The organism is Mesorhizobium sp. M5C.F.Ca.ET.164.01.1.1 (assembly GCF_004792125.1).
Lineage (GTDB): Bacteria > Pseudomonadota > Alphaproteobacteria > Rhizobiales > Rhizobiaceae > Mesorhizobium > Mesorhizobium wenxiniae.
The window spans coordinates 95,666-115,774 of record NZ_SRTG01000005.1; the positions used below are offsets into that span (position 1 = coordinate 95,666).

The window sequence follows — 20,109 nt, forward strand, 5'->3', positions numbered from 1 at the left end:
GAGGAGCCTCTGATTGCGATGGCGCGCTTTGCTCACCTTGTCCTTCTCGCCGTCGCCTTGGGATTATTGCCTGGAATTGCGCTGGCTGGGGAGCCTCCCGTCCCGAGCTGGATCAAGAACGATCCTGCAGCCAAGACGGTGGCCATAGAGATTGTTGCCGATTGGAACCAAGTCGAGCGGTATCGCAGGGACAACATCCGGACCGACATTATTGACTTCAACGGTTATGGGGCGGCAATCTCACCGTCGTCGTGCCAGCGGAATGGTCGGTAGAGATCGAGTTCTTCAATGGCTCCTCGTCTTTCCGGCAAGCCTGATGGTGACCAGGGTTTACGCTCAGTCAGAGATGCCAGTGAAGTTGACGGCCGAGGGATGCTATCTGGGGGGTGTACACCGATCCGCCGGAGGGAATTAAAATCAATGAGCGGAGGCAACTCAACTTTGTTGCGCAGCAGGCCGGGAGCTATTTCCTCGCCTGTGCCAGACAAACGCATCTGATGGACGGACACTGGATCGGTTTCGAGGTGAGAGACAGCATCAAACAGGCCGTGGCAATCATAGACGAAACCAATTTTCCGCAGGAGCAGCCTCCAGGGCGCCCTTAGGGACTGTGCGAGCTAGCCGCGGTTATGGCTAGCTCGTGGAGATCAATGCAAATCATGGCGGCTTATCTGGAAGCTCGAGAGTATTGGCGTGCCCGAGCAGGTTAGAACTGCTTCTGCTTGCCAAGCCACCAGCGAGGCAGCGATTTCGTCACTACTTCAGCTGCCCTATGCCACAAGGGCAATTCTATACGGCCTGGTCGTTCTGGGCGCTGTCATGGCGCTGCGCGAACGGCGGCTGCAATGAGAAGGGATACACAATGAGTAAAGGGGCGCCAACATCGGCGGACGATTTTCTGACCGGGCTGAAGGGGCAGCGCGTGCTGGTGACGGCGGGCGCCGGCGGCATCGGCTTGGCCATTGCCGACACGCTGTCGCGGCTCGGCGCGCGCATCGTCGTTTGCGACGTTTCGGACGAGGCTCTGGCCGCTGCTCCGGACAAGATCGCGCTGGTCGATGCCATCAAGGCAGACGTTTCGCGCGACGACGACGTCGACCGGCTGTTCGAGACCGTGAAGGAAAAGCTCGGCGGGCTCGACGCGCTGATCAACAATGCCGGCATCGCCGGGCCGACCGGCGGCGTCGACGAAATCGATCCGGCGGACTGGCGGCGCTGCATCGACATCTGCCTGACCGGCCAGTTCCTCTGCGCCCGGCGTGCCGTGCCGCTGATCAAGGCGGCGGGCGGCGGCTCGATCGTCTCGATGTCGTCCGCCGCCGGCCGCCACGGCTACGCTTTCCGCACCCCCTATTCGGCGGCCAAGTTCGGCGTCATCGGTTTCACGCAAAGCCTCGCCAAGGAGCTCGGGCCGCACGGCATAAGGGTCAACGCCATCCTGCCCGGCATTATCGAGGGACCACGCATCGACAAGGTCATCGCCGACCGGGCCAGGCAGGTCGGTGTTTCGAACGAGGAGATGACGCAGCGCTATCTCCAGAACATCTCGCTGCGCCGCATGACCAGCCCCTATGACGTCGCCGCGATGGTCGCCTTCCTGCTGTCCGATGCGGGCATCAACATTTCCGGCCAGTCGCTCGGCGTCGACGGCAATGTCGAAACGCTTTGAGGAACGGACCATGTTGAAGGTAGCAATTGTCGGCAGCGGGTTCATCGGACGGGCCTGGGCGATCAGCTTCGCCCGCGCTGGCCATGATGTGCGGATGTGGGACCAGTCGCCGGCCGCGACGGCCGGCGCGCACGATTACATCGCCGGCGTGCTGGGCGACCTCGCCGCGAACGATCTGCTGCGGGCACAGGCAATCGACGCCGTGCTTGATCGCATCGCCGTGGTGGCGGAACTGGGCGAGGCGCTGGCCGATGCGGTCCATATCCAGGAGAACACGCCCGAAAACCTCGACGTGAAGCGCGAGGTGTTCTCCCTGATCGACGCACTGGCCGGTCCGCAAGCGGTGATCGCCAGTTCCACCTCGGCGTTGCTGCCGTCAAAATTCACCGACCATCTGCATGGGCGGCACCGCTGCCTGGTCGTGCATCCGATCAATCCGCCCTATCTCATCCCGGCCGCTGAAGTCGTGCCGGCGCCATGGACCTCCCCCGAAACGGTCGAAAGGACTCGCGCCTTCCTGGTCGCCGCGGGTCACGCGCCGCTTGTGATGAAGCACGAGCTCGACGGTTTCATCATGAACCGCCTGCAGGGCGCGCTGCTGGAGGAAGCTTTTCGACTTGTCGCCGACGGCTTTGCCAGCGTCGAGGATGTCGATATCGGCATTCGCGATGGGCTGGCGCTGCGCTGGTCGTTCATGGGTCCGTTCGAAACGATCGACCTCAACGCGCCGGGCGGCGTACGCGACTATGTCGAGCGCTACCAGACGATCTATTCCAACATCTTCCCGCAAATGCTGCGCCGGGTCGACTGGGCCGGCGAGGTCATCGAAACGGTAGAGGGCGACCGCCGCAAGCGGCTGCCGCGGGAAGAACTCGGCGAACGGCAGGTATGGCGCGACCGCCGGCTGATGGCGCTGGCAGCGCACAAGAAAAAATCGGATCAGGAGTTTGGAAGATGACGGAAACAAGCCGCGACCCCGGCGCCCAGCAGACCAAAGGCAAGGTGATCATCACCTGTGCGGTGACGGGGGCGATTCACACGCCGACCATGTCGCCCTATCTGCCGATCACGCCGGACCAGATCGCCTCCGAGGCGATCGCGGCGGCGGAGTCGGGTGCGGCCATCCTGCATCTGCATGCCCGCGATCCCCAGACCGGCAAGCCCGACCAGACGCCGGAGGCGTTCGCGCGGTTCCTGCCGCGCATCAAGCAGGCCACCAATGCCGCCATCAACATCACCACTGGCGGCAGTCCCTACATGAAGGTCGAGGAGCGCGTGCGCCCGGCCGCCGAGTTCAAGCCTGAAGTCGCTTCGCTCAACATGGGCTCGATCAATTTCGGCCTCTATCACCTCGTCGACAAATACGAGACCTTCAAGTTCGACTGGGAAAGGCCGCATCTGGAAACGACGCGCGATCTGGTCTTCCGCAACTCCTTCAAGGATATCGAATACATATTGGCGACCTGCTACGACAACGGCACGCGCTTCGAGTTCGAGTGCTACGACATTGCCCATCTCTACAATCTCTCGCACTTCGCCGATCGCGGGCTGGTGAAGCCGCCGTTCTTCGTGCAGTCGGTGTTCGGTCTGCTTGGCGGCATCGGCACGCATCCCGAAGACGTCGCCCATATGAAGCGCACCGCCGACCGGCTGTTCGGCGACCAGTTCCGCTGGTCGGTGCTCGGCGCCGGCGCCAGCCAGTTGCGCATCGCCGCGCAGTCGGCAGCCCTCGGTGGCAACATCAGGGTCGGGCTGGAGGACAGTCTGTGGGCCGGCAAGGGTAAGCTTGCCAAATCGAACGCCGAGCAGGTGGTACTTGCCCGCAAGATCATCGAAGGCCTCGGCATGGAGGTGGCGACGCCCGACGAGGCGCGCGAGATCCTGTCATTGAAGGGCGGCGACAAGGTCGCGTTCTGAGGCGGCTCGCCTGTCGCCGCATGGTGGCGCCGATGGGGTCAACCGTCGATGCCGAAGGCTTTCCCTGGAATGCCCTTGTCTACGACGGGCGGCTGCTGCGTTACGCACCCGACGGCAGCGTCGATCGCACCATCGACATGCCCGTCAAGAAGATCACTAGCGTGATGTTAGGCGGACCGAAGCTCGACACCCTGTACGTGACCTCGATGGCAAAACCGCCGCTGCCGCGCTTCCCCGGCGATGGCGTTCTAAGCGGCAGCCTGTTCGCGATAACCGGCCTTGGAATCAAAGGCGCTGCCGAACCACGCTTCGCCGGATGACGGCGGCTGCAAAAAGGGATAGAGGCGAATAAGGAAACGAACGCTCGCTCGATTTCTAGTGGTGAAAATCTGATGCTGGTATCGGAGCCAAATACCGGTTTCGACCCACTCTGGCCGTCCGCAACAACCATCGCGGACGGCTCGATTGAGCCCTCAGCGGTCGTTCCTTCCCGGCAATCTGAGCCATGGCCGCCAGTCGTGCCAGCAAGTCGCCACAGCTACAGTTTGGACGTCGAGCACATGATCATTGTAAAAACGGATCCTGATCACCCCGACGCGCAGATCCTTCTCGATGTGCTGTCGGAGGCGCTGACCAGGATCACAGGCGACAGTGGCCAGTACTCGTTTGATGCAAACGATTTGAAAGGTAGGCGGAGCGTGTTTGGGCCTTGCCCGTGCAACGTCTAAGGACTCGTGCTACGCTCCGAAGTCCTTCTCTAGGGGGCTGTCATGTCGCAACTGAAGACGCTGCTACTTGGATCTTGGAGAATGACATCATGGGTCTATGAGATCCTTGAAACCGGCGAAGTGCTCGATGCCCTGGGGCAGAATCCCCGTGGCATAATCTCCTATTCAGCAGATGACAGGATGATGGTTTTCGTCCTTCGAACAGATCGCAGCACGCCTGCGGCGCTAGTCCCCACTTCGAATGAAAAGGTTGCACTCTACGATTCCATGTTTGCCTATGCCGGGACATACTCTGTCGAGCATGACCGGATCGTCCATCATATTGACATGAGCTGGAACCAAAGCTGGGAGGGTACCGAACAAGTCCGGTATCTAGAGACCGACGGTCGAACGCTCCTCTACAGATCGGCCCCGGCACAGAACCCGCTGGATGGGAAAGATTGCGTTCATACCGTTAGATTTGAGAAGATTACATCGACGTCGTCGCATTGAACGCCCGGAAGGTCCGCATTTGAGCCGTTCAGTTGAACCTTCGTCGAACGGCGGTTCTCCACCTAAAGCTGAGCCTGTGTTGGATACAAAGCCGTCAGATTTTCACCATCAGGTGGCGACCCAATGCTTTTCGGCGAGCTCGTCCATGGTCGATGGCGCCGCCTCGTTTCATCGCTGTGAGTTTTTCCCATGAATTTCGATATTCCAGCCCAGACCGAAGATTACCGCGTCCGCATTGCCGACTTCGTCGAGCGCGAGATCCTGCCGCTCGAAGCCGACAAGATGTCTTATGACGCGCATGGAAACATCGCCTTGCCGCTGCTGGAGGTGCTTCGCGCCAAGGCGCGAATGGCGGGCCTGTGGTGCCTGCAACTCAAGCCCGAATCCGGCGGCGCCGGTCTCGGCAAGATGGACATGGCGGTCTGCTACGAGGAGATGAACCGGTCGATCTTCGGACCCGTGGTGTTCAATTCGGCAGCGCCCGACGATGGCAACATGATGGTTCTGGAGGCGCTCGGCACACCGGCGCAAAAGCAAAAATGGCTGAAGCCGATCGTCGAGGGCAAGGTGCGCTCGGCCTTTGCCATGACCGAACCGCACCCCGGCGGCGGCTCGGATCCTTCGATGATTATGACGCGTGCGAAGCGGCGCGGCGACAAATATGTGGTGACCGGCCGCAAATGGTTCATCACCGGCGCGGAGGAGGCCAGCCATTTCATCCTGATCGTGCGAACCTCGGACGACCCGCGCCATGGCCTGTCGGCCCTGATGTTCCACAAGGACCAGCCGGGCTGGCGCATCCTGCGCCGCATCGAAATCATGGGCCCGGAGGAGCATGGCGGGCATTGCGAGCTGGAGTTCGATGGGCTCGAAATCCCTGTCGAAGACATGCTGGTCGGCGAAGGCAGGGGCATGAAGGTGACGCAGGTGCGGCTCGGCCCGGCGCGACTTACCCACTGCATGCGCTGGCTCGGACTGTCCAAGCGCTGCATTGAGATCGCGCGCGCCTACGCTGCCGAGCGCCACGGTTTCGGCCAGCGTCTCGCCGACCGCGAAGGCGTCCAGCTGAAGCTCGGCGACCTCGCCATGCGCATCGAGATCGGCCGCATCCTGGTGATGAAGGCTGCGTGGGAACTGGACCGCGGCGGCTTTGCCCGCAAGGAAGTGTCGATGGCCAAGGTCCAGGTCGCCAATGTGCTGCATGACGCGGCCGACGTGGCGATCCAGATCAATGGCGCGCGTGGCTATTCTAAGGACACGGTGCTCGAATGGATCTACCGCTATGCTCGCCAGGCGCGGCTGGTCGACGGTGCCGATGAGGTCCACAAGATGGTACTGAACCGTTTCCTCAACGAGCAAGAGAGGGGCTTCTGGCAGTGGACTGTCGAAGGCGAGGCATAAGAGACCGTTTGGAAACTCTACTCTGGCGGCCATCTGATGGCGTTTTCTGCGCTTCCGGTGCTCACGGACCCAAATGTCCGCTGCGCTCCGGTTCTCGAAACCACCATCATATGACTCGCCAGAGCGAATCTCGAAACGGCCTCTAAGGCTGGCGTCTCGGGAGGAAAGGATGGCGCAGCCGTTGAATACGGATTTCGATCCTGCGGTATTGAAGGACTTTCTCGCGAACCGCTTCGGCGATGCCGCAATGACGCTCGAGCGGATCGGCGGCGGACAGTCCAACCCCACCTACTTCGTCGACTATGGTGTGCATCGCATGGTGCTGCGCAAGAGGCCGGCCGGGCCGATCCTGCGCGGGGCGCATGCCGTCGATCGCGAGTTCCGCGTGCTTGAAGCGCTCGCACCGACCAACGTCCCGGTGCCCCGGCCAGTGATCTATCACGACGCCGCCGAGCCACTCGGCACGCCGTTCTACCTGATGGAGCGGCTGGTTGGTCGCGTCTTCCACGACTGTTCGCTGCCTGGCCGTTCGCCCGCGGAGCGACGCGGCATCTATTTCGGCATGGCAGAAGCGATGGCCAAGTTGCATGCTGTCCGTCCCGACGAGGTTGGTCTCGGCGACTACGGCCGGCCCGGCAACTATTTCGAGCGCCAGATTGGCCGCTGGACCAGGCAGCTCAGGGAATCGCCAAGCGACAGAATTCCGGCACTCGAAGCGGTCGCCGACTGGCTGCCGCAGCATATGCCCGCGGATGATGGGCGCGTGTCGATCGCCCATGGCGACTTCCGCCTCGGAAATCTGCTGTTCCATCCCGACAAGCCGGAGGTGATCGGCATTCTGGATTGGGAGCTGTCGACGATCGGCCATCCGCTCGCCGATCTCGGCTTTTGCTCGATGACCTGGCATTCGACCCCGGACGAATATGGCGGGATCCTCGGCCTCGATCATGATGCACTCGGCATCCCCAGCCAGCGCGAATTCCTCGACCATTATTTCGCGCATGCTGTACCCACTGCGCCCTTGCAACGCTTCCACCTGGTTTTTTCGCTGTTCCGTTTCGCGGTGATCTTCGTCGGCATCGCCGACCGGGCGCGGGCAGGCAGCGCGGCGTCGGCCGACGCCGCCGGCAAGTGGCCTCTCGCCGGTCGCTTTGCCGTACGCGCCCAAGAGATCATCCGAGGGGCAAGACCGTGGAGCGCTGCCTGAGGGGAGCGTTCGGGCCCAGGTCCCTTTCCCAACCCGCAGGCGTCAGCAATCCCATCCGGCAATCCAGTCCGAGAGGCTTCGCGAAAAACTTCGCGGCACGATGAGTTCGCCTGCGGTCTCGCCGGTGCGCAGGAAGAGCACGGGAACATGATGCAAGGATGTCAGCACGGCGCGGCCCGGGGCGGCCGCCGGCGCGCGCCAGTCTACGGCGATGCATCTGGAGAGAACCCGTGCGATGTCCGCCCCGGCCATGCTGAAACGCACGCGACCCTCGCCGAGAGAAACCGAACAGCCGAGATCCGGGTCGACGGCAAGCGAAGGCGCTTCAATACCGTCGTCGAGAGCCAGCCAAAGACGGCGAGGCGCGACGCGGATGACGAGGAGACCTTTGTGGCGAACCGTCTCTCCGACCAAGGCTGGAAGCTTGGTGCCGAGCGATGCCGAGAGGCTCGATTCGAATTGCCCCAGCGTCCCGTCCCAGCCCTCGACCTGGATAAGCGGGCAATCGGCGAGGGACAGACTGAAATCCGGGCTAGCCATGCAGTCGCTCCCCCTGCGGATCGAGGAATCCCGGCGAGACGATTCGGGCACGGACCGTTTCGGCTTTCATCGGATAGACGGCCACGACCTCGCTTCCTTCGCTAGCGACATCGCCGGCAAGCAAGGCCAGCCCGACATAGTGGCCGCGTTCTGGGCTGAAGGTGACGGAGGTAACGCGCCCGTGCCCGTGGCCATAGGGTTTCTCGCCCGGCAGAAACAGGATGGCGCCACCGCGAAGGCGTTTTCCCTCCTCAATGCATTCCAGTCCGACCAGGCGCTGGCGGTCGGGCGCCTGGAAGGCGGGGCGCCGTCGCAGCACGTCGCCGACGAAGCCGGTACGCTTGCCCGCCATGCGGCCGAGGCCAAGATCGTCGAGCGTCGTGCGCCCATCGATTTCAGGTCCGGCGACATGGCCCCTTTCGACGCGCAGCGCGCCAAGCGCCTCGACGCCGTAAGGCTTCAGGTCGAACGGCCTGCCGGCTTCGAGCAGGTGGGTCCAGAGCTGTTCACCGGCAGTTGCGCCAACATAGATCTCGTAGGCGCGCTCGCCGGAATAACTGAGACGCAGGATGCGGAGCGCATGGCTCTCCCATTCGCTTTCCAGCAATCCCATATGCGCAAGCGCCGCGTCAGAAACGTCGAGAGTGGGAAACGCCGCACTCAGAATTGCCCGGCTTTTCGGTCCGGCAACCGACATCGCCGCCCATTCATCGCTCACCGAGGTCACGGCTACGCGCAAATCCGGCCAGGCCGTATCGAGCAGGAATTCGAGACGCGACAGCACGTCGGCGGCCTTGGCGGTCGAGGTTGTCATGAAGAACCGGTTCTCCGCCAGCCGCGTCGTGGTGCCGTCGTCGAAGACGATGCCGTCGTCGCGCAGGATGACGCCGTAACGGGCGCGGCCTACGGGCAGTTTGGCAAAACCGTTGGCGTAGACGCGATCGAGGAAAATCGCCGCGTCCGGGCCCTGGACGTAGATCTTGCCGAGGGTGGAGATGTCCATCAGGCCCGCCGCCTGGCGCACATTCCGCATTTCGGCAACATAGGCTTCGTTCACGTCGCGACCGGATTGCCTGTAGAAATAGGGCCGCATCCAGAGCCCGACCTCCAGCATCTCGGCGCCGTTCGCCATGTGCCAGGCAAGCATCGGCGTGCGGCGGATCGGCTTGAAATGAAGGCCGATGGCGCGTCCGGCGAGCGCGCCGAGGGCGACCGGCGTGTAGGGCGGTCGAAAGGTCGTAGCGCCGGTCTCGGGGATCGTCGCGTTGCGCAGGGTAGCCATCGCGGCAAGCGCCGGAAAGTTGCTGGTCTTGCCCTGGTCGGTGCCCATGCCGAGCGTAGTGTAGCGCTTCAGGTGCTCGACCGATTCGTAACCCTCGCGATGGGCGAGCTCGATATCGCCGGTCGTCACGTCCATCTGGAAATCGACGAAGGCCTTTCCACGTCCGAGAGAAGGGATTTCGCGAAGCGGGGCTGTGGCGGTCTCGCGGAGATCGAGTTTGGACGGAGCGGGCACCGGCGCCGACTCGCCGCAGAACGATGCTGCTTTGATGCCGGCACGATGACCGTCCTCGATGGCATCGGCGGTCGAATAATTTCCCATCATCGAGCCGGCGCCGAACCGGTCCGCCGGAAACGCGCCCGGTACGAAGCCGCCAATGTCGTCGCGGTATTGAGGTTTGACGCCGAGGTGCGAGGTGAGATGCACGGTTGGCGACCAGCCACCGGACACGCAGACCAGGTCGCAGGCGGCCTCGGACTGGCCGTCCGGTCCGTCGAGCGTTACACGCCTGACGGCATGGCCGCCGCGCAGGTCGACAATGCGCGTTGCGGCCCGCACCACCACGCCGAGCCGTGCGGCTTCTGCGGCAAGTGCGGCGGGCGGCGCTGCACGCAGATCGGCAACCGTTACCTCCGCGCCGGCATCGGCAAGGTCGAAGGCGGCGCGCCAAGCGCCGTCATTACTGGTGGCGACGATTATTGTCTTGCCGGGCAGGACGGCGAAACGGTTGAGATAGGTACGGGCGGCCGAGGCAAGCATGACGCCGGGCCGGTCGTTGTTCGAGAAGACCATTGGTCGCTCGATGGCGCCGGTGGCGAAAACGATCGAGGGAGCGCGAAGCATGGTGAATGTCTGCAGCACTTCGCCGGCTGGCTGCGGATCGGTTGGGTCGCGTTGCTCGACCAGTCCGATGACATTTCCGTCATAGATGCCGAATGCGGTTGTCCGCTTCATCAGGGTGACGGTTTCGGAGCTCTCCAGCTCGGCCTCGGCCTGTCTCAACCATACGGCCGCTGCGCTGTCGGACGGCTCCGCCAGAAGCTGGCCGCCGAGCAGGAAATCCTGTTCGATCAGCACGACCCGCGCGCCCGCCGCTGCGGCAGCGCGCGCCGCCGACAATCCCGCCGGGCCGCCGCCGATGATTGCGACATCGGCAAAGGAATGACTGATGTCGTAGCGGTCGGGATCAGGGTCGGTGCCGGCTCTGCCGAGCCCGGCCGCCTTGCGAATAAAATGCTCGTAGAACATCCAGGCGCGGCGCGTCGGGCCCATGAAGGTCTTGTAGTAGAAGCCGGCCGAAAGGAACGGCGCGAACAGGCCATTGACGCTTTGCACGTCAAAGGCGAGCGCGGGCCAGCGGTTCTGGCTTTCCACGATCATGCCGTCTGCGAGTTCCAGCGTCGTTGCCGGCAGGTTCGGCTGGCGCCTGCCTGCGATTCCCTGCGTAACCAGCGCGTTCGGCTCCTCGGGCCCGGCGGAAAAGATGCCGCGCGGACGATGATATTTGAAGCTGCGCCCGACCAGGGTGACGCCATTGGCGAGCAGTGCGGACGCGAGCGTGTCGCCGCGATATCCAGCCAGCTTCCGGCCGTCGAAGGTAAAATCGACCGGCTGCTCGCGGTCGATACGGCCACCCATCGCCAGCCGCTTGTGGTTCGAACTCATGCCGGTGATTTCCTGACTGGTAATTTCCTGGCCGACAATTTCCTGGCGAGGTCGACGGATGCGATGGCGTGGTTGCGCGTGTCGCGTTCGACCACCAGCCATTGGCGGCAACCGATCACGTGGTGCCAGAACTCGCGGTGCAGGCCCGCCGGGTTTGCCCTGACATAGACGTAACGGTACCAGGCCTCCGGATCGGGATCGTCGTGGGCCGGACGCGTGACCGAGGCATCGCCGCCGTAGCGGAACTCGTCATGGTCGCGCGGACCACAGCAGGGGCATTCGATGCGCAGCATTTTGTCTTCCGCCTCCTATTGCAGCCAGGCTGAAGGGCCGGCGCCAGCCTCATCGAGCGTGTGGCCGGTGCGGAAACGATCGAGCCCGTAGGCTGCGACCAAAGGATGCGGCTTGCCGGTGGCGATCGTGTGGGCGAAGCACCAGCCGGAAGCCGGCGTCGCCTTGAAGCCGCCATAGCACCAGCCGCCGTTGAGATAGAGGCCCTCGATCTGCGTCGGGCAGATGATCGGGCTGGCATCGGGCGTCATATCCATGACGCCGCCCCAATGGCGCAGCAGACGGACCCGCGAAATGCACGGCATCAGCGCGATCGCCGCCTCCGCCACCTCGCGCACGACGGCGAGGTTGCCGCGCTGGGCGTAGGAATTGTAGCCGTCGAGATTGCCGCCGAAGACCAGCCCGCCCTTGTCCGACTGGCTGACATAGAAATGGTCGGCGCCATAGGCGACGACATGGTCTACCAACGGCTTCAGCGGTTCGGTGACGAAGGCCTGCAGGACGTGGCTTTCGATCGGCAGTTCAAGGCCGGCCTTGGCACCGAGCACGGATGTATGACCGGCAACAGCGAGGCCGATCTTGCCGGCGCCGGTCCGGCCTTTCGTCGTCTCGACGCCGACGATCCTGTCGCCGTCGCGGAGGAAGCCTGTCACTTCGCAGTTCTGGATAATGTCGATGCCATGGCCGTCCGCGGCGCGCGCATAGCCCCAGGCGACGGCGTCGTGGCGCGCCGTGCCGGCCCGGCCCTGGAAGATAGCGCCATGGATCGGAAAGCGGGCGGTGTCGGAAAAATCGAGATAGGGCACGAGACGGCGCACGTCGTCGCGATCGAGGATATCGGCATCGATGCCATTCAGTCGCATGACATTGGCGCGGTGGCTGAAGCCGTCGAGCTGATCGGCCGAATGCGCCGTGACGAGCTGGCCGCGCTGCGAGAACATGACGTTGAAATTCAGCGCCCGCGACATGTTCTCCCAGAGCTTCATCGAGAATTCGTAGAACTGGGTGTTGCCGTCGAGCAGGTAGTTGGAGCGGATGACGGTGGTGTTGCGGCCGACATTGCCGCCGCCGATATAGCCTTTTTCGAGCACCGCGACATTGCGGATGCCGTGGTTCTCTGCGAGGTAGAAGGCGGTAGCGAGGCCATGTCCACCGCCGCCGATGACGATCACGTCGTAGGAGGGTTTTGGCTCCGCTGCCCGCCAGGCGCGCTGCCAGTTCTTCTGGCCGGACAGCGCGTTGCGGAAAATCGAAAATGCCGAGTAGCGCGCCATGCGTGCGGGCCTATCGAACGATCGGACCGGCCGGCGTGCGGGTGAGCACTTCGGCGCCCGCATCCGTCAGAAGTACGGTGTTGGAGACAAAGTCATCGCCGCGACCGGTGCCCATCAGCCACGACAGGATATGGAAGCTCATCCCCGTCTCGATCTTTAGGTCGGAATCGTGCCTCAAGCCGGTCACCGAATTGCCGCCGGTCCATGATGGCGGCTGGCCGGCGCCGACGAGGTAGCCGCAGTGATGGCGGCGATAGTGGTAAAGACCGGCCTCGTCGGCGACGGCCTGCCAGGCGGCGTAGATGTCGCGCGCTCTGGCGCCGGGCCTGAGTGCCTTGACGACGGCATCGAACGCCTTGGCGGTCACTTCCGCCATCGCGGCATCTTCGTCGCTGATATAGCCGATGCGAACGAGCCGGCCGAGCGGCGCGTGATAACGCGAGATGCAGCCGGACAGTTCGACGAAGACCGGCTCGCCCCTGCGGTAAATCCCGTCGCCCCATGTCGTGTGCTCTTCGCCCAGGCGCGCGGCCGGGCGGATGAAAGGTCCGAAGCCCGGAGCATGACCGCCGGTGCGGATCATCGCCGCAACGCATTGGGCCGCGACCTCCTGTTCGGAGGCGCCGTCCGAGATCGCCGCAATCGCGGCGGTTGCGGCGGCGTCAGTCACTTGTGCCGCTTGACGCATCAGCGCCTGTTCCTCTGCGCTCTTCACCCGCCGCATCCTGTCGATCAGGCCGGAGACATCGCTCCATCTGGCATCGGCCTGCGTCTGGAGTGCGATGGCAAGCCCATGGCTGAGCCCAGCCGTCCAGTATTCGAGGCCGATCCGCTTGCCGGACAGGCTGAGTTCCGCAAGCATCCGCGCGGCAAGATCGGCCGCCGTTTCGCTGTCGGAATGGCCGCGGAATTCCGCTGCCGTCACCTGTTTCTCGATCGTCACCTTTTCCATCGAGCGGGTGACCAGAACAGGTTTTCCTTCGAGCGGGACGATCAGCAGATGAGGGGCAAAATATCCCCAGTGATCGAGCCCGGTGAGGTAGAAGACGTTCTCCGGCGAAGCAAAGACCGCCGCGTCGAGCTCGCGCTCGGCCAGCGCCGTGCGCACCCTGACAAGGCGCCCGGCGATTTCGGCTTCGGAAAACGGATTACGGTCCATCAGGCGTCCTCATCTGGTTGCCGGTTCGTTGCCGGCATGATCTTTCGTCAGTTCCGGCTTCCCGTCCTCATGGCCCGTCGATGACGATGAGTTGGCGCGCCACGTCGCAGAGGCGTTCGCCGCCGCGATCCGTGACAACGAAGGATTCCGAGATGGCGATGCCGAAATCGTCGAGCCAAACGCCGGCCATGAAATGGAAGCACATCCCGGTCTGCATCTCGGTGGTGTCGCCGGGGCGAAGACTTGCGGTGCGTTCGCCCCAATCGGGCGGGTAGGCGAGCCCGACCGGATAGCCGACGCGGCTTTCCTTCTTCAGCCCGTTGTTCCTCAAGACTGCCTGCCAGGCGGCTTCCACCTCTTCGGCGGTGTAGCCGGGGCGCGCCTTCTCGAGGCCGGCGTCGACGCCCTCGACGATCGCCTTGGCCATGTCGAGGATGGCTTGCGGCGGCTTGCCGAAATGTACGGTCCGCGTCAGCGCCGCATGATAGCGCCGCCGCACCCCGGCGATCTCCAGAATGGCGAGGCCGCTGTCAGGCAGCGGTGCGTCGGACCAGGTCAGATGCGGCGTGCTGGTGCCCTCGCCGATGGGCATCAGCGGACAGATCGCCGCATAGTCGCCGCCCGCTCCAGGCACGCCCATGACCTGTGCGTGATAGATTTCCGCAATGACATGGTTCTGGGGCACGCCGGGCCGCATTTTTTCGATGGCGCGGTTCATGGCGTGCGTGCAGATCGCACCGGCCTCGCGGATCAGCACCAGCTCGGCTTCGGATTTGACCAGCCGCGCCCAGTTGACGAGATCGTGGTTGTTGGCGAAGTGCGCGTCAGGCAGCCCGCTGACGAGATGGGCATGGCAGCGCGCGGTGTAATAATGCGCGTCCGTCTCCACGCCGATGCGGGCGTTTCCCCAGCCACGAGACCGGATCAGCAGGGCGAGTTCGTCATAGGGATGTTCGACGGGCTGCTGCACCAGCCGTTCCGAGAACGGCACGATGTTCGTCTCCGGCAGGCCGGTGGTCAGGCGTGCGCTCTTGGCGTCCTGCGCCCTGCCGAACCAGATCGGCCGGTCTTCCTCCAGATGGACGACCACGCATTGCGGAACATAGAACGACCATCCGTCATATCCGGTAAGCCAGCACATGTTGGCGGGATCCTGACAGACGATGAGGTCGAAGCCGGCCTTCTCCATGCGTCTCTTCACGCCGGTCAGACGCTGCGCATACTCCGCTTGCGTGAAGTCCCGAAACCGCTCGCGCTCGCCACCGAAATCTCGCCTACCGGTACGCTGTTTTGCCCTTTTCACACGGGGCAACTTTCTCAAATTGTGCACAACTAGGCGATAATTTGTTGTTTGACCATGAATTATCACCGAGTTCATAGCGTTTTTATATCTTCGCTTGCACGATGTCTAGGGCAGTTGTATACGTCTTGCCAAGCGGGTGTCGATCTCGAAGAAGACGCATCCTGGGAACCATTCATCAGTTGTTCAATGGGAGAAAAGCATGCTCAAATCATCGATATCGCGCCGCATGGTCGTCAAAGCCGCCGCCTGCCTCGCGCTTGCCGCCACGTCATTGACCTCGTTGCCCGCTCATGCGGAAACCACCCTCGAACGGGCCAAGAAGGACGGCTACATCCGCGTCGGCTTCGCCAACGAAGCGCCATTCGGTTACGCCACGCCTGACGGCAAGCTGACCGGCGAAGCGCCGGAAGTTGCCAAGGCGGTGCTCGCCAAGATGGGCATCGCGCAGGTTGACGGCGTGCTGACCGAATTCGGTTCGCTCATTCCGGGTCTCAAGGCCGGCCGCTTCGATATCATCGCCGCTGGCATGTTCATCAATCCGAAGCGCTGCGCCGAGATCAACTTCTCCGAGCCGTCCTACGGCATCGGTCAGGCCATGCTGGTGGCAAAAGGCAATCCGAAGGGCGTGAAGGACTTTGCCAGCATCAAGGACAACCCGGATCTCAAGCTCGCCGTGATGGCCGGCGCCGTCGAGGGCGGCTATGCCAAGGACGCAGGCGTCGCCCAAGGGCAGATCGTCGCCTTGCCCGACCAGTCCAGCCTGGTCGCGGCCGTCCAGTCGGGCCGCGCCGATGCTGCTGCGCTGACCGCTCTTTCGATCGCCGACATGGCCAAGAAGGCCGACGGCGTCGAATCGACCAAGCCCTTCGGCGAGGTTGCCGGAAAATCGGTGAAAGGCCATGGCGGCTTCGGCTTCCGCAAGGAAGATACCGATCTGCAGGAGGCGTTCAACGCCGAGCTGAAGACGTTCCTCGGTTCGCCGGAGCATATCGCGCTGGTCGAGCCGCTCGGCTTCGGCAAGGACTACCTCCCGAACAAGACAACTGCGGAGCTTTGCGCGGGCAAATAGGTTCCCAACTGCTGGCGGCGCGAAAGCGCCGCCCCTTTTTTCCTGGGGGAATCCGCATGGGAATCCGTACGCTCTTTGCCATGCTGGTCGTCGCGCTTGTCGTGATCGGTGCCTTGGCAACACAGGAATCTTATAAAGTGTTTATGCCGGGACTGCTGCAAGGCGCGGTCCTGACCGTCGAGATCGCCATCCTCGGCAGCCTGCTGGCAATAGTCATGGGGGTGCTGGCGGCGCTGGCAAGGATGTATGGCCCGGCGCCGCTCAGATGGCTGGCCACGGTCTATGTCGAGATCTTCCGCGGCACCTCGGCGCTGGTGCAATTGTTTTGGCTGTTTTTCGTGCTTCCGCAATTCGGTGTCACGCTCAACGCATTTCTGGTTGCCGTTCTGGCGCTCGGCCTGAACGTTGGAGCTTACGGATCGGAAGTCGTGCGCGGCGCGATCCAGTCCGTCGCCCGCGGCCAATGGGAGGCGTGTACCGCATTGAACATGAGCCGCCCCCAGATGTTGCGCCGGATCATCCTGCCGCAGGCTTTCGTCGCCATGATTCCGCCTTGGGGCAACCTGTTCATCGAGCTTTTGAAATCGACAGCGCTGGTCTCGCTGATCACGCTCTCGGACCTCGCCTTCAAGGCGCAGCAAATGAATCAGAACACGTTTAAGACCATTCCGATCTTCACCCTCGTCCTTCTGATGTACTTGGCAATGTCGCTGGTTGTGACCATCGGCATGCGGCTTCTCGAAAGGCGGGCTTCGCTCGGACTGGCGCGGGGGAAGGCAGCATGATCTGGGACTGGGCATTTGCTTTTGAAATCCTGCCGGTGCTCGCCCACGCTGCCATCGTCTCCATCGAGGCGACGCTGATCGGCTTTGCGCTTGCCGCCTCGCTTGGCCTGGTGCTGGCGGTCGTGCGCATCGCCGTGCCGTGGACCGGCTGGACGATTTCGGTGCTGGTCGAACTGATCCGTGCGACCCCGCTGCTGATCCAGATATTCTTTCTCTATTTCGTCTTTCCGAAATTCGGCGTCGTGCTCGACGCCTTCACCGCCGGGGTGCTTGCCATCGGCATCCACTACGCTGCCTATTGTTCCGAGGTCTATCGCGCCGGTTTCGACAACATCCATCGCGGCCAGTGGGAAGCCTCGGTCGCGCTCAATCTGTCGGCCTGGACGACGTTCCGCGACATCATCATTCCGCAGGCGATTCCGCCGATCGTTCCGGCACTCGGCAACTATCTGGTTGCCTTGTTCAAGGAGACGCCATTGCTTTCCGCAATCGCCGTACTGGAGCTGATGCAGACGGCGAAGATCATCGGCTCCGAAACCTTCCGCTACACTGAGCCGATGACGCTGGTCGGCCTGTTCTTCCTTGCCATGAGCCTGGTTTCTGCCGCGCTCATTCGCTCCCTCGAAGGCCTGCTCAACCGGAGGACCATGCGATGATGGAACAACCGATGGTCCGCTTCGACAATGTTTCGAAACGCTACGGCGCGCTGACCGTTCTCGACGGGCTCAATCTGGAAATAGCACGCGGCGAAAAGGTCTCGATCATCGGCCCGTCAGGTTCCGGCAAGACCACGGTGCTGCGCATGCTGATGACGCTGGAGACGATCAATGACGGTGTCATCTGGGTCGAAGGCGAGCCGCTCACCCACATGGAGAGGAACGGCAAGCTTGTTCCCGCCGACCTCGCGCACATCCGCAAGATCCGCGCCAAGATCGGCATGGTGTTCCAATCGTTCAACCTGTTCCCGCACATGACGGCGATGCAGAACTGCATAGAGGCCCCGATAACCGTGCTCGGCATGAAGCGGGCCGATGCCGAGGCGCGTGCGGCCGAGTTGCTCGACATGGTCGGTTTGTCGGAGAAGAAGGACCACTATCCCTCGCAGCTTTCCGGCGGCCAGCAGCAGCGCGTCGCCATCGCCCGCGCTTGCGCCATGCGGCCCAAGATCATGCTGTTCGATGAGGTGACATCGGCACTCGACCCCGAACTCGTCGGCGAAGTGCTTGAAGTCATCCGAAAACTCGGTAGGGAACATGACCTCACCATGCTGATGGTCACCCACCAGATGGGATTTGCCAAGGAATTCTCCGATCGCGTCTGCTTTTTCCATGCCGGCAAGATCTGCGAGCAGGGGCCGCCAAGCGAGTTGTTCGGCGCCCCCAAGAACGAGCGGACGCGGCAGTTCCTGCACGCTGTCCTGGAGGCCGGATGACGCTTGAGACGGATGCCACGCCCATAGCCGTGACCGCCGCGCCGCCGCGCCCGCTCTCGGCGCGGGAGCGGTTCGAGCGTATCTACCGGATACTGCGCGACCGTATCTGCCTGCTCGACTACGCGCCGGGCAGCCATCTCTCCGAGGAAGAACTTGCCCAGGAATTCCAGATCAGCCGCACGCCGGTTCGGCGTGTCCTGGCGCGCCTCGAATCCGAGGGGCTGGTTCAATCCGTCCATGGTGTCGGCACGATCGTCACCGACGTCGACATCGAGGAATTGCAGCAGGTCTATCACTTGCGCCTGGAACTGGCGCTCCTCGTCGGCAAGCTTTCGCCGATCCCGCGCACGGCGGACGATCTTGACCGGATAAGGGCACTCATTGCGCGCTGCGATTCCGATGTGCTCAATCCCGATCAGCGCGCTTTCCTGCGCCTCAACATGGATTTTTTCTATGAGCTCACCGCGATGACCGGCAACCAGCCGCTGCGCGAGATCAGCGAGCGCCTGTATTTTCAAGTTGCACGCGTCGTCCTGAAGATGATGCCGCAGTTGGGCCTTGTGGAGGAGTTCACTGCGTTCCGCCGCGAAATGGAAGAGGTCCTTGCCGCCGCCGAGATCGGCGACTGGGAGTCCATCGGGCACATAAGACGAGCTCATATCTCAATGAGCTTTCGCCGCATGATGCGTCATGCAGGCGAGGCCAATATCGCCACATAGGGGCTGCGCGAAGTCGCCGCTTGATCGGCGAACGCCGGATCACGACCGGCGGACAGCGCTTCGTCGGCTGGCGACCAGCTTCAGCCAAGGCGCCGAATGGAAGGCGCTCATCAGCAAGTACATCACGACCATTCCACTCAGCGGTGACGCATCTTGCGCGGCCGAGCAGATCATGCCCGCATCACCGGTACCGGCCGTCAGCAGCGCCATGATTGCGAATGCTGGCGCGGCCGCCAGGGATAGCCAGTCGGCCGCGCCGCGGCCAGCGACATTGTCGCTTGGGGCAGATCCGCTGTCTGCTGGCGGCATCTTCTGCGTGTGGTTGGGGTGGAGTGTCATCGAGATGTCAGCCCTGGCCATACTCGTCGTGGCGGCGCCACCACACGCCCGTTTCGTTACGCCCTCGGGGCGCGCGGTCGAGCCACTGATACATGCCCCAGAGGCCGTCCAATCCGCGCGCATAGGTGGAATAAGCGTGGTAGACGACGCCGTCCTCGATCACGAACGCGCTCATGCCCGGCCTCTCGCGTGTGTACGTGGCCATGTCTGTTCCGCTCATTGCAGCGAACGTCGCGGAGCCGTCGGCAGTCGTACGCGAGGGTATCTCGGCGAGAGGCGCCTCGCGGACATAGTTGTATTCGATGCCTTCCTCGCGCTGCTGCTCCTCGGTGAACGAAACGTCGAAGTCGAAATTGAAGTCGCCGCCGTGTGAGGACGCCCAGGGGAACGTCCATCCCATCCGCCGCTTGTACGCCTGCAGCTTCGCGAGCGATGCCCGAGATACCGCCGAAAGCGTGACGTCGTGGTTGGCCAGGTGGACGACGAAGCCGTCGAATCCGTCCGCAATCGCCGAGCAGGCCGGACAGCCCGCCGTGTAATCGGGCCCGAACATGAAGTGGTAGACGAGGAGCTGCGAGCGTCCGCTGAAAAGGTCTGCCAGAGATGCGCTGCCTTCGTCGGTCTCGAATCGGTAATCCTTGTCGATCCGAACCCAAGGCAATTCCTGCCGCCGCCGCGCCACCTCATCGCTTTGTCGCGTGAGCTCCTTCTCCGCCTTGAGCAGATCAAGCCGCGCCGCCAGCCACTCCTCACGTGTTCCGGATCTGTGTGTCGGCATCGTTCGTCTCCTTCCTCGATGTTCGCACCGTTTTCGATACGGCGCGTTTCGATACAGCG

The 20,109-nt window shown here is 63.0% G+C and carries 22 protein-coding genes; 14 read left to right on the forward strand and 8 right to left on the reverse strand.

What is annotated here, in order from left to right; all coding sequences use genetic code 11:
* Positions 1-18 precede the first annotated feature (18 nt).
* The 9 genes from EN807_RS36770 to EN807_RS24720 all read left to right on the forward strand — a co-directional run bounded on the left by EN807_RS36770 (position 19) and on the right by EN807_RS24720 (position 7,414).
* Positions 19-273 carry a hypothetical protein gene (locus tag EN807_RS36770; protein WP_246684331.1) on the forward strand — a complete coding sequence of 85 codons (255 nt, stop codon included), beginning with the start codon at positions 19-21 and terminating at the stop codon, positions 271-273.
* 113 nt (positions 274-386) lie between these two features.
* On the forward strand, positions 387-605 hold the full coding sequence (locus EN807_RS36775) for a hypothetical protein (RefSeq protein ID WP_246684332.1): 219 nt from the start codon (positions 387-389) through the stop codon (positions 603-605).
* Positions 606-862: 257 nt separating this feature from the next.
* Positions 863-1,669, forward strand: a complete 807-nt coding sequence (locus EN807_RS24690; protein WP_135937032.1) for an SDR family oxidoreductase — start codon at positions 863-865, stop codon at positions 1,667-1,669.
* A gap of 10 nt (positions 1,670-1,679) precedes the next feature.
* Positions 1,680-2,627, forward strand: coding sequence for a 3-hydroxyacyl-CoA dehydrogenase (locus tag EN807_RS24695; RefSeq protein ID WP_135937033.1), 948 nt, complete (start codon positions 1,680-1,682; stop codon positions 2,625-2,627).
* On the forward strand, positions 2,624-3,586 hold the full coding sequence (locus EN807_RS24700; RefSeq protein ID WP_135937034.1) for a 3-keto-5-aminohexanoate cleavage protein: 963 nt from the start codon (positions 2,624-2,626) through the stop codon (positions 3,584-3,586). The genes EN807_RS24695 and EN807_RS24700 overlap by 4 nt, the downstream gene beginning before the upstream one ends.
* A gap of 32 nt (positions 3,587-3,618) precedes the next feature.
* Positions 3,619-3,906 carry an SMP-30/gluconolactonase/LRE family protein gene (locus tag EN807_RS24705; protein WP_246684334.1) on the forward strand — a complete coding sequence of 96 codons (288 nt, stop codon included), beginning with the start codon at positions 3,619-3,621 and terminating at the stop codon, positions 3,904-3,906.
* A gap of 450 nt (positions 3,907-4,356) precedes the next feature.
* Entirely contained in the window at positions 4,357-4,806 is a 450-nt protein-coding gene (locus EN807_RS24710) for a lipocalin-like domain-containing protein (RefSeq protein WP_135937035.1), read from the forward strand.
* A 189-nt stretch (positions 4,807-4,995) separates the two neighbouring features.
* Positions 4,996-6,207, forward strand: a complete 1,212-nt coding sequence (locus EN807_RS24715) for an acyl-CoA dehydrogenase family protein (RefSeq protein ID WP_135937036.1) — start codon at positions 4,996-4,998, stop codon at positions 6,205-6,207.
* A gap of 169 nt (positions 6,208-6,376) precedes the next feature.
* A complete protein-coding gene (locus EN807_RS24720) occupies positions 6,377-7,414 on the forward strand; it encodes a phosphotransferase family protein (protein ID WP_189522572.1) in 1,038 nt (345 codons plus the stop codon).
* A 42-nt stretch (positions 7,415-7,456) separates the two neighbouring features.
* Here EN807_RS24720 and EN807_RS24725 read toward each other — a convergent pair whose 3' ends face one another.
* The 6 genes from EN807_RS24725 to EN807_RS24750 all read right to left on the reverse strand — a co-directional run bounded on the left by EN807_RS24725 (position 7,457) and on the right by EN807_RS24750 (position 14,835).
* Positions 7,457-7,954, reverse strand: coding sequence for a sarcosine oxidase subunit gamma (locus tag EN807_RS24725; protein ID WP_065006331.1), 498 nt, complete (start codon positions 7,952-7,954; stop codon positions 7,457-7,459).
* Positions 7,947-10,901, reverse strand: a complete 2,955-nt coding sequence (locus tag EN807_RS24730) for a sarcosine oxidase subunit alpha family protein (RefSeq protein ID WP_065006330.1) — start codon at positions 10,899-10,901, stop codon at positions 7,947-7,949. The genes EN807_RS24725 and EN807_RS24730 overlap by 8 nt, the downstream gene beginning before the upstream one ends.
* On the reverse strand, positions 10,898-11,194 hold the full coding sequence (locus EN807_RS24735; RefSeq protein ID WP_065006329.1) for a sarcosine oxidase subunit delta: 297 nt from the start codon (positions 11,192-11,194) through the stop codon (positions 10,898-10,900). Before EN807_RS24735 ends, EN807_RS24730 begins: the two co-directional genes overlap by 4 nt.
* Positions 11,195-11,209: 15 nt before the next feature.
* A complete protein-coding gene (locus tag EN807_RS24740) occupies positions 11,210-12,466 on the reverse strand; it encodes a sarcosine oxidase subunit beta family protein (protein ID WP_065006328.1) in 1,257 nt (418 codons plus the stop codon).
* A gap of 10 nt (positions 12,467-12,476) precedes the next feature.
* Positions 12,477-13,625, reverse strand: a complete 1,149-nt coding sequence (locus EN807_RS24745; RefSeq protein ID WP_135937037.1) for a Xaa-Pro peptidase family protein — start codon at positions 13,623-13,625, stop codon at positions 12,477-12,479.
* Between the two features lie 67 nt (positions 13,626-13,692).
* Entirely contained in the window at positions 13,693-14,835 is a 1,143-nt protein-coding gene (locus EN807_RS24750; protein WP_246684341.1) for a M24 family metallopeptidase, read from the reverse strand.
* Between the two features lie 292 nt (positions 14,836-15,127).
* Here EN807_RS24750 and ehuB point away from each other — a divergent pair, with 292 nt between their 5' ends.
* From ehuB to EN807_RS24775, 5 genes are read left to right on the forward strand one after another with little or no spacing between them, the layout of a single operon-like run.
* Positions 15,128-15,997, forward strand: coding sequence for an ectoine/hydroxyectoine ABC transporter substrate-binding protein EhuB (gene ehuB, locus EN807_RS24755; protein WP_065006326.1), 870 nt, complete (start codon positions 15,128-15,130; stop codon positions 15,995-15,997).
* A 56-nt stretch (positions 15,998-16,053) separates the two neighbouring features.
* Positions 16,054-16,782 (forward strand): ectoine/hydroxyectoine ABC transporter permease subunit EhuC, encoded by a 729-nt coding sequence (ehuC, locus tag EN807_RS24760; RefSeq protein ID WP_065006325.1) that lies wholly within the window; start codon positions 16,054-16,056, stop codon positions 16,780-16,782.
* Positions 16,779-17,438, forward strand: coding sequence for an ectoine/hydroxyectoine ABC transporter permease subunit EhuD (gene ehuD / locus EN807_RS24765; RefSeq protein WP_135937039.1), 660 nt, complete (start codon positions 16,779-16,781; stop codon positions 17,436-17,438). Before ehuC ends, ehuD begins: the two co-directional genes overlap by 4 nt.
* Positions 17,435-18,214, forward strand: coding sequence for an ectoine/hydroxyectoine ABC transporter ATP-binding protein EhuA (ehuA, locus tag EN807_RS24770; RefSeq protein WP_065006323.1), 780 nt, complete (start codon positions 17,435-17,437; stop codon positions 18,212-18,214). Before ehuD ends, ehuA begins: the two co-directional genes overlap by 4 nt.
* Positions 18,211-18,933 carry a GntR family transcriptional regulator gene (locus EN807_RS24775; RefSeq protein ID WP_065006322.1) on the forward strand — a complete coding sequence of 241 codons (723 nt, stop codon included), beginning with the start codon at positions 18,211-18,213 and terminating at the stop codon, positions 18,931-18,933. Before ehuA ends, EN807_RS24775 begins: the two co-directional genes overlap by 4 nt.
* Positions 18,934-18,972: 39 nt before the next feature.
* On the opposite strand, the gene EN807_RS24780 is transcribed toward EN807_RS24775, so the two are convergent.
* Positions 18,973-19,242, reverse strand: a complete 270-nt coding sequence (locus EN807_RS24780; RefSeq protein WP_246684344.1) for a hypothetical protein — start codon at positions 19,240-19,242, stop codon at positions 18,973-18,975.
* 37 nt (positions 19,243-19,279) lie between these two features.
* Positions 19,280-20,050: a DUF899 domain-containing protein gene (locus EN807_RS24785; RefSeq protein WP_135937041.1), complete on the reverse strand. Its 771-nt coding sequence runs from the start codon at positions 20,048-20,050 to the stop codon at positions 19,280-19,282.
* Between the last annotated feature and the right edge of the window lie 59 nt (positions 20,051-20,109).